Here is a 13012-nt window from a genome sequence, read left to right as displayed (position 1 = left end):
TCACATCCCGAAGACGCGCGTCTGGACGGCAGCGACGACCGGCGGACCCTGCGGGATCTGCTCGACGCTCTGGCAGATTCCCTGACCGGGGCCGGGCACCTGGACGACGGCCGGCTGGCCGTTGACGAACACCCGGGTGGCCGGCGACCACCGGATCGTCACGCACGGCTGCGGCTTGGGGCCGGGGACCGTGAAGGGGCACCCCGCCACGGTGTGCAGGTCGGCGGCGGTGAGGACGGGACCGGTCGCCGTCAGGACCCGGGTGTTGCCGGTCTGCGCCGTCGCCGGCGCGGCGTGGGTGCACTGGACGGTCGAGCCGATGTCGAGCAGGAAGCCGGGCACGTCGTCCTCCTCACTTCACGACGAGGGCGCCGGTGTTCACCGTGACGACCCCTCCGGTGATCGTGATCGAGCCGCCCTTGCCGTCGGAGAGGTAGATCCCCGAGTCGTTGACCACGACCGAGACGCCGGTGCCGCTGCGGAGGACGACCCCGCCCGTCACCGGGGTCGGCGGGGCGTCGCTGACCTGGATGGCGTTCTGCAGGGGGGTCTGCACGGTCACGGCCGGCACCGGCGGGGGGACGAGCTGGACCATCGGGGGGACCTCCGCCCGGGTGCTGTAGTAGCACCCCGTCCAGATGGGGAGGTCGGGGTCGCCCCGTTCGAACTCGACCCACACGCCGGCCCCCAGGGGCGGCACGGCGACGGCGCCGGTCTGGGCGCCGGCCACGGGGAAGGACGGCATCGCCCAGCTCGACGCGAGCGTGAAGACGCCGATGACCTGCACCTGGATCCGTCCGATGCCCTGGGGGTCGACGTTCTGCACGACGACGCCCCGGTACTTGCCGAGGTACTGCCTGGTACGCCGGGCGGGAGCGCCCGTGGCCGTCATGGCGCTCACACCGGGATCCTCCCCACGGTCGAGACCAGGCCGTTCCGGACGAGCATGAAGGCCTGGGTGAACTCCCCCCGCTTGAGCGTGCTGGTGACCTGCTGGCAGTAGTAGAGCCCGTCGAAGGCCGTGCCGACGCCACGCAGCCCCACGAGGCGGCGGGGCTTGAGCGCCTGGCCGTACCGCAGCGCGTCGAGCGTCCCCTGCGCCGTGACCGCACGGTTGCTCGCCGCCTGGTCGGCCCAGGCCTGCATCAGCGCGCGCGGGAAGCTCTGGATCGCGGCGTCGGGGTCGATGTCGGCCCTCTTCGGCAGCGGCGGGATGAGTCCCAGAGGCGGGTCGAGGGGGTTGACCAGGCCCACGGGAACGGGGATCGCCGGGACCCGGGTGAGGGGGTTCTCGATGCTGATGACCGGCAGGCCGGCGGAGTCGTGGTCGAAGGTGCAGCTGACCGACTCGACGTTGGTCTCGGCGTCCATGTCGACGTTGAGTGCCTTCTGCGCCGGCCCGATCCGCAGGGTCGGTCCCCAGTAGCCGACACTGGCGCCGACGGCCGGGCCGGGTTCGACGTAGAACGTGTAGCCGGCCATGCCGGCCAGCTCCCGGAGGTAGCCGAGGTCGGTCCCCCAGTGCTGGTCGATCCGCTCGAGCGGGTTGTTGACGTCGACCGTCGGGGTCGGCACCACGAGCGGGACGACGCCCAGGACCACGTACTTGGCGAGGATCAGGGCGACGCGGGCCTCGAGGGGCATCGCGGGGTAGGGGAAGAGGCCGCTGAGGTCGACGTAGTCCATCGCCTGGCTGAGGTCGCGGCCCCGCACGACGAGCTGGGTGGCACCGGAACCGGTGTCGGGGGCCAGCTGGGTCTGGGTCACGACGCCGTCCATCAGGACGTCCACCGACCCGCGGACGGTGACGGCGATGACCACCCGGATGAGCGGCGGTACCGCGCCGCCGGAGAGCAGGAAGAGCGTCTGGAGGAGCGTGGCGTCGTCGCCGAGGGCGAGCTTCAGCTCGAAACCGTCGTCCTGTCCGCTGCCCGCGGTGACGGTGACCTCGGTGACGGCCTCGACGACGGCACGGGGCGCCGGCAGCGGCAGGACCGGCCCGAGGTAGAGCGAGAGCGTGACCGCGGTGCTCACGACGGGCTCCCCGGGATGCCCTCCGGCGAGGTCACCCGCAGCCGTCGCCCGGGTTCGCGGAGCAGGTCCTCGGGGAAGACGGCGCGGTTGCCGTCGCACAGCCGCCAGAACAGCTCCGGGTCGCCCAGCTCGGCGGCCGCCACGTGGTCGGTGCGCTCGCCGGCGACGACCACGTGCTCACCCAGCGTGGCCAGTCGATCGGGCTGCGGGACGAAGCGGCGCTGGAGGTACAGGACCGGCCGTTCCCCGTCGGGGTCGGACACCGCGGTCCCGACACCCGCGTACCGGCTGGTGGGCGGGACCAGTGTGGCGCTGGAGGGCAGGGGCTGCAGCAGTGCCTGCAGCCGCTGCGCCTGGTCGTCGACCGTCACGAGGGCACCTCCCGCAGTCCGAGCACGGCCGGTGAGGCGCCGGGGACGGTGGCCGCGAGACGTTCCTTCTCCTGCTGGTACCGCAGGTAGAGCGATCCGCCGCGGTGGTCGTAGCCCAGGTCGCTGACGCTGAGCACCCGCATGCCGAGGCTGACCTTCGCCCGGATCGGGTTGAGCCGGGTGTCGAAGAACTCCTCCTCGACGCTGAAGTCCGTGACGCGGACCGGGACGACGCGGCTCGTGCTCCAGATGAACAGGGTCAGGGGGGCCTCGACCGGCGCGATCTGCAGCTCGCCGCGGCCGGCGGCGGCGTGGTGCTCCTGCAGCTGGGCGCTGGTCGGATAGACGAGCAGCTCCAGGGCGGCGAGGTACGGCTGGATCCCGTACCGCCCGACGAGCTCGTCACCGTCGTCGAGCTGGTCGGCGGCGTCGATCTCGGCGTCGAGTTTGTAGGACTCGATCGGGGGCCCGGTGAGCCGCAGGGCCTGGGAGCGGTCGCTCCCGCCGTCCCCGCCCACGGCCTGCGGCTGGAAGGTCCGGCTGAGGGTCTCCGGGTTGTACTGGAGCGCGATGACGCGGACGACCCGACCGGTCTCCGGGTCGATCAGCGCGATGCCGCCCTTGAGGATGCGCGGTGAGATCTGCGGGAAGACCGTCATCACCAGCCACCAGACGACGCCCGCGACGGGCACCCCGACCGCGGCAGCTGCGACGAGCCGGGGCAGGCGCGGTGGGTCGACCCCATCCCCGTGGTGTCGGCGCGACCTCCTGCTGCGCCGGCGGCTCCGGCTCCCCTGCGGAGCACGGGCCGAGGACGTGGTGGTTCCCATCGCGTTCCGCCTCCCAGGGGGCCGTTCCAGCGGGGCCGGCCCTGCCGCCGGTCCGTGCCGCCGCGGGCGCGGACAGCCGTGCGGCGTGCGGTCATGCCGTCCCCCCGTCCCGGGCGGCGAAGCCCGCGTGCAGGGCCGCTGCGATCTGCGCTCCGAGCACCTCCGGCTGCCCGGCGGCCCCGGGGATGTCCGCAGCGCGCAGGCCGGCGACGGCTCCCGACGAGACCAGCCCGGGGCCGGGGGGCCCGCTCGCCAGCAGGCGGGTGAGCTCCGCCTCCACCGCCCGCACCAGCACGGCCCGGTCCAGCCCCTGCCAGCGGCCGTCGAGGACCAGCCGCTCGATGTGCAGGCGGATCGTCACGCCGGCACCCCCGCCCGGACCGCTGCACCCGCGCCCGCAGGGACCCGGTCGTGTCCCCCGGCAGCCGGCTCCGGCGGCGAGACCCAGGCTGCGTAGTCCGCGCCGACGAAGGGCCGGCCGCCCTTCCGCAGCTCCTCGCGGGCCGCTTCCCTGAGCAGCTCCATGGTGACGACGCCGTCCCCGGCCGCGGCGAGGAACGCGGCGTCGAGCGCGATGTTGCGGATCTGCCCACCGGTCAGCGCCGGGCGCGCCAGTGCCGCGGTGTCGAGCCGGTCCACACCGGGGATGCGGTACCTGCGCGGCGCCCCCGTCCCACCGGGCTGGGTGGGGAAGACGCCCCGCCAGATCCGCTCGCGCTCCTCCGGGCCGGGGAACGGGAACGGGATGATGAAGCGCAGCCGCCGCAGGAAGGCGGGGTCCAGGGCGCCCCTCATGTTCGTGGTGAGGACGGCCAGACCCCGGTAGGCCTCCATGCGCTGCAGGAGGTAGCTGACCTCGATGTTGGCGTAGCGGTCGTGGCTGTCCTGGACCTCGCTGCGCTTGCCGAAGAGCGCATCGGCCTCGTCGAAGAGGAGGACGGCGCCGCTCTGCTCGGCGGCGTCGAACACCTGCCGCAGGTTCTTCTCGGTCTCGCCGATGTACTTGCTCACCACGCTGGCGAGGTCGATCCGGTACAGGTCGAGGCGGAGCTCGTTCGCCAGGCCCTCGGCGGCCATCGTCTTCCCCGTGCCGCTCTCCCCCGCGAACAGGGCGGTGATCCCGAGCCCCCGGGAGAACGTGCCGCGGAAGCCGTACTCGTCGTAGACCCGCACGCGGTGCCGGGTCTGGTCGCCGATCTGCCCGAGCAGCCGCTTCTCCCGCTCGGGCAGCTGGACGTCGGCCAGACTCGTGCCGGTGGTGATGCGCCGGGCCAGGCCCTCGAGCCGGGGCCGGGACCGGGCCCGGTGGGCGTCCCAGGTCGCCGACCCCACCTGCTCCGGGGACATCCCGTCTGCGGCCACGGAGGCGGCCGTCTCGAGGATCTCGCCCAGGTTGAGGTCGAACTGGCCGGCGAGCCGGGCGGGCCACTCCCCCGATGCGCCGCCGAGGACGTCCCGCCACGTCGACCGCTGCTCGGCGGCCTCGGGACGCGCGACGTCCAGCACGAGGGCGGTGTCCTCGCGTGGCAGGGCGTCGTAGGCGTCGAGGAACACCAGCCCGGTGAGCCCGTCCAGCAGCCGTGTCAGCACCGGCGTCGCATCGGCGGACACGGAGCCGGCGTCCACGAGCAGGGCGACGTCCTGGAGGTGGACCTCCCGGTTCCACAGGTCGAGGACGGTGGTCAGGTCGGGGCCGGCCGGGAGCTGGGCCACGGACACCCGGTGGAGGTGCCGGCCGACGGCGCCGGCGATGCACTGGGCGAACAGCCGCTTGGTCGTGGAGTCACCTCCGGGCATCTGCACGAGCAGCCGTCCCCGGTGGCGCGAGTAGAACCGGAGGCGGTCGAGCGCCGCCAGCAACCGGGTCTGCTGCGTGGCGCTCGGGGACGTGTCGACGTGCTCGGGCCGCACCGGCGCGACCAGGGGCATCAGCCGGTCGTCGAGGTGGTCCAGGCCCCGCAGGTGGTTGACGACGCGCTCCTCCATCTGCAGCGCGCTGCTGATGAGTGCCTGCGCGGGCGGCTGGCAGATCTCGAGGAGGCGCCGGAGACGCAGCGGACGGTCCGGAGCCAGCGCGTTCCACTCGGCGGGAGCCGCGACGCGGGTCATGCGTGCCTGCCGGGTGGGCGCGGCCGCGTCGAAGTCCTCGTCGACCGCCAGTGCCATGGCGAGCGCGAAGGTGGGAGCGCCGCTCCTGCTCTCCGGCATCGCCGCGCAGAGCCGGGCGATCTCGGTGCTCAGCGCGTGCCCGAGGCACAGCAGCGCCACGTCCCGTTCGAAGGGGCGCATCCCGAAGGAGTCGCACAGCCGGGTGAACCGGGGTGCGGGGTCGGCGGCCATGACCTCCTCCAGCTCCCGCCGGGCCTGCCGCGCCGGCGCGTCCTCGGGGGTCGCGCAGGACGGCTCGGTCGTGCCGGCGGGCGGGACCAGGACCGCCCGGAGCCAGGCCATGGTGGCCCCCATGAGGCGGTCGTCGGAGCGGTCCTGGAGGACGGCGGCGGTCATGGCACGGTCACCCGTGGGGTGGGGGGGTCCTCGCCGCCACGGAGCTCGAGGACGCTCTCGGCGCCGTCCACCTGGGCGCGCACGAGGTAGGTGCCGGGCGCGACGGCGTCGGCCGGGAAGCGCAGCGTCGTCGTCCCGGGGGCGGGTTCGCCCTCGGGCTCCAGCCGGTGGAAGCGGAGGGCCCGGTCGGCCGGCGCCGGGTCGGTCCACTCGTTGAGCAGCAGGCGGACACGCTGACCCGCGGCGAGCGGTGGGGTGAACGTGACGGCGACCGCGCTCCCCGGAGGTGCTGCGGAGGGGTCACCGGGGTCGAAGCGGACCTCGACGGCGGGCCGCAGGACGAAGGGGACCGCGGCGGACTCGACGACCCGGTGCGGCACCGGCGGGTCACCGATCGGCATCTCGTGGACCACCTGGACGCCGTGGACGCCGGCCGGGACGGCGTCGAGCGGGACGAGGACCCGGGTGGCCGTGGCCGTGGCCACGGCCACCGGCTCCCCGTCGTCGAACCGGACGGTGGTGACCGCACCCCGCAGGTCCCGGCCCAGTACCTCCAGGTGGGGGCCGTCGGTGGGCGCCCGGCCGGCTGCCGCGACGCGGACCCGGTCGATCACCGGCTGCCGCACGGGGACGGCGTCGACGCCTTCCCGCTGGACGGGGAGCGGCTCGGTCGTGGGGATGTCGGCCTCGATCAGCACGACACTCGCCTCATAGCCGACGGAGAGGCGGTAGGGGGTCTGGAGGAACACCGACCAGACCTTCGACAGGTCGTCGAGGGACAGGTCGCCGAGGGTGAAGAGCACCGATTCCGGCTCGGAGGCGATGTCGGAGCCGTGCAACCACGGGTCGCCCTCCTCGGCGGCTGTGGCGAGTTCGGTCCTGCTGAGGCCGGGCGCGCTGTGCAGCGACGCCATGGAGGAGGCGAGCATGCGCTGGGGGACCAACCGGTCCTCGTCGCCCGCGAAGCTGAGCAGGTAGTGCAGGTCCAGGGCGATCCGCGGGCGACGGCGGGCGGCGCCGTCCGCCCCGCGGGTGGGCAGGTCGGAGTTGCGCAGCGCCGCGTTCGGCATGACGCGGTAGAGGAAGACGGTGACCTGGCTCGAGGCCTTGTCGTCCGCCGCGTCGGGACGCCGGGCCACGACGTCGACATCGGGGATCAGAGGGCTGATCACGCTGGTGAGGCGCAGCCGCAGGGCCGCCGTGACCGTGGCGAGGGCGAGGTGGTTCGCCATCACCGGCCACCCGTCCGGCGGGCGAGGTACTCCGCGAGCGGCACCACTGCCGGCCGTGGTGCGGATCGGCGGCGCGCGGGGGGTGTGGGCGGCGCGGCCCGTACCTCCACGCGGCCGATCGTCACCTCGATCGTCGGACCGGGGTCGGGGGCCCTCCGTCCGGGGGCGCGGACGGGGGCGTCCGCGCCTGCCTGCGGGCGCAGCTGTCCGAGCAGCGGGACCTCCTCGGGCCAGGGGCGGACGCGGACGGGGTGGGGGACCCCCGGAGGGGCGGCGCGCGCCGGCGTCCCGGGTGGCCGGAGCTCGCCGGGCGCGGGCACGGGCACGGCCGGGGCCGCCTCCCGGGGGACGTGCGGTGCGCGTCCTGACGCGTCCGGAGCGCGTGGGGCCGCGAACCCCGCGGTGCCCGCTGCCCGTGCGGGGTCCTCGGGGCGCCGGAGCTCCGGCTGGCCCGTGCGCTCGGGGTCGGGGCGGTCCGCGGCGGGCGGAGGTCCCCAGGTCCCGGCTCGCGTGCTCGCGATCACGGCGTCGGGGACGGCGCCTCGGGACGGGGCGTCGGCGACCGATCCGACCGCCGGCCTCCGGTACCCGACGTCGGTCGCTGCGGCGGACCGCCTCGGACCCGGCGCCCGGATCGGTTCTGCAGTCCGTTCCCCGGGACGGGGGGACGGGGTCGAGCCGGGCGCCTCGGCCCGAGCGGTGGTCTCGGCGTCCCGGGATCTGTCCTCGTGCCGCCGCCCGGCGGGCACCGCCCGCTCACCGGGTGCGTCGCCGGATGGGTCGCCGGATGCGTGGGCGGCACCGCGCTCCTGTCCCCCGGGTCCGGCCGGGACCGGTCCCGGCATCGTGGGTCGCGTGCCGGGCGTCCCGGTCGGGCGCGGCAGGGCCGGGGAACGGCCGGTGCCGGGTGGGCGGGGAGCCGCGGGAGCGTGCCGCGCGGCGAGGCGATCCTCCGACGCCGAGCGGGCGCCGGGACCGGCGGGAGGCGCCGCGGCCGGCCGGGGGAGGGCGTCCGCGAGGACCGGGAGTGCGGCGGCCGCCGTCGTCGCGTCCACCGGCGGGCCCCCCGCCTCGACGGGGAGCGGGCCGCGCGGGGGCCACTCCCCCGCACGCTCGCCCGGCGCCGCCGGGAGGCCGGTCCGGGTCGGACCTGCCACGGGTTCCTCCCCTGCGCCCTCTCCGGGACCGTCGCCGTCCGGAGGGGCGTCGAGGGCATGTCCCGGGACGGCGGCCGGCTCGAACCGCGACCAGGGGCGGGGGGTCAGCCGGTCGGCCGTTGCGGTGCTGCGCGCGACCAGGTGGGTCAGGAAGCCGCTCATCGCCGTACCTGGTCGAGGTAGAGGGACCGGCGGTACGGGCTCATGCCCAGGATGTCGGCCTCGGACCATCCGTACACGGAGGCGAGGTCGTGCACCTCCACGACCAGGCTGCGTGCCCAGACGTCGAGCTCCTCCCACAGGAAGGAGACGACGTCGAACAGTGCGCTCCAGGTTCGGCCGCAGTCCGGGCAGGTGAGGACGACCTGGACGTCGGCCTGCGGGTCGGCCTCCGCCAGCCGGGTCTCGAGCCGGTCGCGCACGACATCGGGCAGCTCGGCGACCGGGACCTGGCGGCCGGCGAGCCGGGCGCCCAGGACGCAGCGCTCGAGCAGTTGCTCGCAGGCGTCCGGCCAGGGCAGCGCCACGTCGAGGGCGACGAGGTCCCCGGCCGTGGGCGGCCTGGCGTACACGGTGTAGCCGTCCTGCACGACCTCGACCGGGTCGGTGGGGTCGCCAGGCGGGTGGGTGCGGACGTCGTCGAGGTCGAAGGTCACCTCCAGCTGCTCCCGGCAGGCCGGGCAGGCGGCCAGCGCGGTCACTCCCGTCCCGAACAACCGGGCCCGCAGGTCCATCAGCAGCGTGTCCCGCTGACCGACGCTCAGGTCCCACCGACGGGCGGCGTCGATGCCCAGCGCGCCGAGCAGTGACTCGCCGCGACCCACGGGCGTGCGGCCACAACCCTGTTCCCAGGCGGCGACGAGATCGGCGGCGAGGTCGGCGGCGTGCACGTCGTCACGAGTTCAGGGTCGGTTCGGTGGGCTCGGTGACGTCGCGGTCGCGTTCCCAGCCCTCGTTCTCGAGCTTGATGGTCTCGATGGCCACGGCGTTGGCATTGGCGTCGAGGTCGGGCAGCGTCTGGAACTCGGAAACCCAGCAGCGGTAGACCTTGAAGGTCTTCACCACCTGTCCCGCCTCGTTGTAGAGGTCGATGAGGATGTCCCGGCGGAAGTCCTGGAGGGACACCTCCTGGCCGAGCCCGTTGCCGTAGTGCCACACCTTGTTGGCCCACTGCTCGAACTCCTCGTCGTGGGTGACGCCGCGTTCGAGGGTGATGGCCTCGTACTTCGAGCGCCCCGGTGACCGGCGGCTCGTGCTGGGGTCCCCGCCCTCGCGGTGCTCGACCACCTCGGTCGTGCGCTTCAGCGCCCCGACCTTGCTGATCCCGGCCACATCCCGGCCGTCCCACCGGACCCGGAACTTGAAGTTCTTGTACGGGTCGAAGCGGGTCACGTTGACGTTGAACTGGGCCACCGTCGCCTCCTCAGGCCTGGACCTGGCCGGCCATCTGCTGGAGCTTGAGCACGACGAACTCGGCTGGCTTCAGCGGCGCGAAGCCGACGACGACGTTGACGATGCCCAGGTTGCGGTCGTTCTGGGTCGTCGTCTCCTTGTCGCACTTGACGAAGTAGGCCTCCCGGGGGCTGAGTCCCTGGAAGGCACCCTTGCGGAACTGGTCGTGCATGAACGCACCGACGTTGAGCCGGATCTGCGCCCAGAGCGGTTCGTCGTTGGGTTCGAAGACCACCCACTTGAGGCTGCGGCGCAGGGTCTCCTCGATGAAGAGGGCGGTCCGCCGCACCGGGACGTACTTCCACTCCGAGCCGATCTCGTCGTTGCCGCGGCAGGTGCGCGCGCCCCACACCACGGGGCCGTAGATCGGGAAGGTCCGCAGGGCGTTGACGCCCTTCTTGTTCAGCAGTCCCGACTCCGTGTCCGTCAGCTTGTTGAGCAGGTCCCGGACGGGCGCGAGGCTCGCGTCGATCCCGGCCGGCGCCTTCCAGACGCCCCGGGTGGTGTCCGTCCGGGCGTAGACGCCCGCGACGATGCCGCTCGGCGGGAAGTCGCGCAGGCGTCCCTCCTGCAGCGGGTCGGCGAGGCGCACCCACGGGTAGTAGAGGGCGGCGTTGATACCGGAGTCGCCGGTGATCGGCTCGACGGCCCCCTCGTTCAGGATCTTCTCCCCGTCGGCGATCAGGAAGGCGCGGTGCTCCTGGCAGAAGCCCGCCAGCGTCGCCAACTGGGTCCGGTCGGTCAGGCCGGGCACGACCAGCAGGTTGAACAGGTCGACCCGGTCGAGGTGCCGCACGCCGCCCAGGTGGCCGTCGTCGTCGGGCTCGGTCGGCCACGCCTGGGCGAAGAACTCGGGGAGGGCGGGATCCAGGACGGCCCCGTCGTCCCCGCCGTCGAGCATCGCGCCGTCCTCGTCGGTGGCGCTGATGGAGGTACCGCCGTCGGCGACGGTGGCGTTGAGGACCTCGGACTGCTCGTTCACCACGCTCACGACGAAGCGGGGGTCGTCCGCGGCCAGGGAGAGGTTCTCGAAGACCTCGGTCACCTGCCTGCCCGTGGTTCCCGGGGGGCGGCGGAAGACCGTGAGCCCGAACCGCTGGCCGTCGTCGACGCGGATGGTGATGTCCACCCCGTACTCCCGGGCCCAGATGCCCGGGCCGGTGGCCTCCAGGGTGAGGTCGTCCAGGGTGAGGGTCGCCGGCGTGGCAGCGGGGTCGGCCACCCGGATGACGTAGGCCTGCTGCCCCCCTGCGGCGAAGAAGTGGGAGACGGCATAGCTCATCAGGCTGTCGCGGTGCAGCCCGCCGAACAGCCGGTCGTAGTCCCCCCAGCTCAGGACGTGACCCGCCTGGTCGACCGGCCCGCGGGGAGCCCAGCCGACGAACGCGGCGATGGACGTCGCCACGCCGCTGATGGCTCGGACGCCGCTGGGGATCTCCTCGACGTAGACGCCGGGATAGCTCAGTGGGACAGGCATGGACGCGGTCTCCTCAGGCTGCGGGGGCGGCGGGGGCGGATGGGGTGTGGAGCTCCTCGACCGCGCCGGCGCGCGCATCCTGCGCGTTCTCGAGCTCGGTCGAGCGGCGGGCGAGCAGTTCCCGCTGGTCGTCGAGGGCCGCCTGTCCCGTCGCGAGGGCGGCGCGCGCATCGGCGAGGTCCTTCGCCGCCGACCGGACGTAGGTGATCAGCTGGGTCTCCTGGTCGGGGGCGACCATCTCCTCGAGGCGCCCCCGGTGGGTCGTGACCTCGGCTGCGAGGACGCAGGCCTTGAGCGCCTGCCCCGCGGTGCAGGCGGCGTCGAGCCCGGCGCGCAGGCCCTTGATGGTGCCCATCTGCTGCTTGATCGCCGCCGGCAGGCCCGTGAGCCAGGAGAGGGCCTGGTCGTAGGCCGCCTGTCGGGCGGCGGCCTCGCCGTGCAGCCGATCGCACTCCTTCTGCAGCTGGTCGAGCTTCCCCGACTCCGCCTCGACGACGTCGGCCGCGTCGCTGATGTCCTGGTCGATCTCCGCGAGTCTCCGGGCGATCTCGGCCCGTGTGTCGTCGTCCAGCCGCTCGATGAGGGGCGCCGCGGTGGCCAGTGCCCTGTCCACCTCGGCGAGCAGCGCCCGACCCTCGGTGCGCCCCTTGCCGAGGTCGGTGGCGGTCCGGGTCACGTCGCCCAGCTGCTTCTTCAGCTTCTGGTGCTGGCTCTCCTCGTCGGCGAGGGTCGCCTTGCCCTGCTTGATGCTGCTGCCCAGCTCGGACTGACGCTTCTCCAGCGAGGCGAGGAAGTCCGCGAGGTCGTTCCCGTCCGGCGGCGTGGGCCCAGCCGCCGGGGCATCAGGGGTGGCGCCGGTCGTGGCTCCCCGGGCGCCGTCGTCGGGCAGGGTGGTCATCACCGCTCCTCTTCCGCCATGGCGGTCATCGGCCGCCGGCGGAGCGGTCGGGCCTGGGCCTCCGCCGGTACGGCTGATGGTCGGCAGCTCCCGTCACTGCGACGTCACCGAGGTCGACGTGCCGCCGTCTGTATCACCGACGCCGCGCGACGGCTCATGGATCCGCGCACCTACCACCGCCCCGTCGGCCGGCAGGTCGCGGTGACCGGAGCGGTCTCCACCGAGAGGAGAGGAACGAGGTGATGGATCCCCAGCACCAGGTCACGGCCACGTCGATCCCGCCCCGGGACGGCAGGGCGGACACCGTTCCCGGACCTGCGCAGCCGTTCCCGCCCGCCACCGCGTGGTCGGGCGAGGGGTCGCCGCCACCGCAGAGCCGGGAGCCCGGGACCTGGGGACACCCCGGGTACCTGGGCGGCGGAGGGAGCGGCGGCCCGCCCGCGGGACCGCCGGCCCCGGGGTACGCCCCGGCTCCGAAGCGGGGCAGGAGGTGGATCGTCGGCCTCCTCGCCGCGGTGGTCGTGACCGCCGGGGTGGTGATCGCCGTCCTCGTCCTGACCGGGGCCTTCTCGGACGGGCCCGACCGCCCGGCCCCGCTCCGGGCCACGCCGACGGCCCCCTCCCCGGCATCGCCGGAGGAGGTGACCTGCCGGATCACGGACACCCTCGAGGCGGACATCCAGGTCCTCGAGGTGCTGACGGTGTCCAGCGGAGGGGTGGACGTCCGGACGGTCGAGGTCGGTGTCAGGTCGCCGGAGGCCGTCCTGCCCGTGACGGCACGACCCGGCGCGACGACGTACGAGCTGTACGTCGAGAGCCTCCTCGTCGACGACTCCTGGCTCACGTGCGTCGGCCAGGTGACCATCGACGTCCGCGAGGACGCGAGCTACGCCATCGGCTGGTCCCGGTCCGGTGACCAGTGCATCGCCACGCTCGTCGACGACGGCACCGGTCGCGACAGCTAGCGCCGCTGCAGGGTGCCGAGCGCGTCGGTCCCCGGGCTCGTCCCGGGCACCGACGCGCTCCCGGTGGGACGGCGCAGCCCTCCGGCCCACC

At 74.1% G+C, this 13012-nt stretch carries 13 protein-coding genes; 1 reads left to right on the top strand and 12 read right to left on the bottom strand.

The genetic code is table 11. From position 1 onward, the window contains the following. The 12 genes from HLV61_RS11125 to HLV61_RS11070 all read right to left on the bottom strand — a co-directional run bounded on the left by HLV61_RS11125 (window position 1) and on the right by HLV61_RS11070 (window position 11956). Window positions 1–342 (bottom strand): hypothetical protein, encoded by a 342-nt coding sequence (locus tag HLV61_RS11125; protein ID WP_369255306.1) that lies wholly within the window; start codon window positions 340–342, stop codon window positions 1–3. Between the two features lie 10 nt (window positions 343–352). Beyond that, window positions 353–892: a phage baseplate assembly protein V gene (locus tag HLV61_RS11120; RefSeq protein WP_369255409.1), complete on the bottom strand. Its 540-nt coding sequence runs from the start codon at window positions 890–892 to the stop codon at window positions 353–355. Window positions 893–897: 5 nt separating this feature from the next. Beyond that, window positions 898–2034 carry a hypothetical protein gene (locus HLV61_RS11115; RefSeq protein ID WP_369255304.1) on the bottom strand — a complete coding sequence of 379 codons (1137 nt, stop codon included), beginning with the start codon at window positions 2032–2034 and terminating at the stop codon, window positions 898–900. After that, the gene (locus HLV61_RS11110) at window positions 2031–2405 is read right to left on the bottom strand and encodes a LysM domain-containing protein (RefSeq protein ID WP_369255302.1); all 375 of its coding nucleotides are present in this window, start codon (window positions 2403–2405) and stop codon (window positions 2031–2033) included. Before HLV61_RS11110 ends, HLV61_RS11115 begins: the two co-directional genes overlap by 4 nt. Beyond that, entirely contained in the window at window positions 2402–3097 is a 696-nt protein-coding gene (locus HLV61_RS11105; protein WP_369255300.1) for a hypothetical protein, read from the bottom strand. The genes HLV61_RS11110 and HLV61_RS11105 overlap by 4 nt, the downstream gene beginning before the upstream one ends. Window positions 3098–3326: 229 nt before the next feature. After that, window positions 3327–3596 carry a hypothetical protein gene (locus HLV61_RS11100; RefSeq protein WP_369255298.1) on the bottom strand — a complete coding sequence of 90 codons (270 nt, stop codon included), beginning with the start codon at window positions 3594–3596 and terminating at the stop codon, window positions 3327–3329. Continuing rightward, window positions 3593–5740, bottom strand: a complete 2148-nt coding sequence (locus HLV61_RS11095) for an ATP-binding protein (protein WP_369255296.1) — start codon at window positions 5738–5740, stop codon at window positions 3593–3595. The genes HLV61_RS11100 and HLV61_RS11095 overlap by 4 nt, the downstream gene beginning before the upstream one ends. Next, on the bottom strand, window positions 5737–6972 hold the full coding sequence (locus HLV61_RS11090; RefSeq protein ID WP_369255294.1) for a DUF4255 domain-containing protein: 1236 nt from the start codon (window positions 6970–6972) through the stop codon (window positions 5737–5739). The genes HLV61_RS11095 and HLV61_RS11090 overlap by 4 nt, the downstream gene beginning before the upstream one ends. Before the next feature lie 1315 nt (window positions 6973–8287). Next, complete coding sequence (locus tag HLV61_RS11085; RefSeq protein ID WP_369255292.1) at window positions 8288–9019, bottom strand: hypothetical protein; 732 nt, start codon at window positions 9017–9019, stop codon at window positions 8288–8290. A 4-nt stretch (window positions 9020–9023) separates the two neighbouring features. After that, on the bottom strand, window positions 9024–9542 hold the full coding sequence (locus HLV61_RS11080) for a phage tail protein (protein WP_369255290.1): 519 nt from the start codon (window positions 9540–9542) through the stop codon (window positions 9024–9026). Window positions 9543–9552: 10 nt separating this feature from the next. Beyond that, complete coding sequence (locus HLV61_RS11075) at window positions 9553–11058, bottom strand: phage tail sheath family protein (protein ID WP_369255288.1); 1506 nt, start codon at window positions 11056–11058, stop codon at window positions 9553–9555. A gap of 13 nt (window positions 11059–11071) precedes the next feature. Further along, the gene (locus tag HLV61_RS11070) at window positions 11072–11956 is read right to left on the bottom strand and encodes a hypothetical protein (protein WP_369255286.1); all 885 of its coding nucleotides are present in this window, start codon (window positions 11954–11956) and stop codon (window positions 11072–11074) included. A 521-nt stretch (window positions 11957–12477) separates the two neighbouring features. On the opposite strand from HLV61_RS11070, the gene HLV61_RS11065 reads away from it, so the two are divergent. Then, a complete protein-coding gene (locus HLV61_RS11065; RefSeq protein ID WP_369255284.1) occupies window positions 12478–12921 on the top strand; it encodes a hypothetical protein in 444 nt (147 codons plus the stop codon). The last annotated feature ends 91 nt before the right edge of the window (window positions 12922–13012 follow it).

Origin of the sequence: Geodermatophilus amargosae (genome assembly GCF_041028265.1) — a bacterium.
Taxonomy (GTDB): domain Bacteria; phylum Actinomycetota; class Actinomycetes; order Mycobacteriales; family Geodermatophilaceae; genus Geodermatophilus; species Geodermatophilus amargosae_A.
The sequence above is the reverse complement of the archived record's forward strand: the minus strand, read 5'-3'. Positions and strand labels throughout refer to the sequence as shown.

What these genes read in the sequence shown, in the direction of transcription:
- HLV61_RS11120 (WP_369255409.1), bottom strand. Translation starts at nt 892, where the DNA reads ATGACGGCCACGGGCGCTCCCGCCCGGCGTACCAGGCAGTACCTCGGC.
- HLV61_RS11095 (WP_369255296.1), bottom strand. Translation starts at nt 5,740, where the DNA reads ATGACCGCCGCCGTCCTCCAGGACCGCTCCGACGACCGCCTCATGGGG.
- HLV61_RS11090 (WP_369255294.1), bottom strand. Translation starts at nt 6,972, where the DNA reads ATGGCGAACCACCTCGCCCTCGCCACGGTCACGGCGGCCCTGCGGCTG.
- HLV61_RS11075 (WP_369255288.1), bottom strand. Translation starts at nt 11,058, where the DNA reads ATGCCTGTCCCACTGAGCTATCCCGGCGTCTACGTCGAGGAGATCCCC.
- HLV61_RS11070 (WP_369255286.1), bottom strand. Translation starts at nt 11,956, where the DNA reads ATGACCACCCTGCCCGACGACGGCGCCCGGGGAGCCACGACCGGCGCC.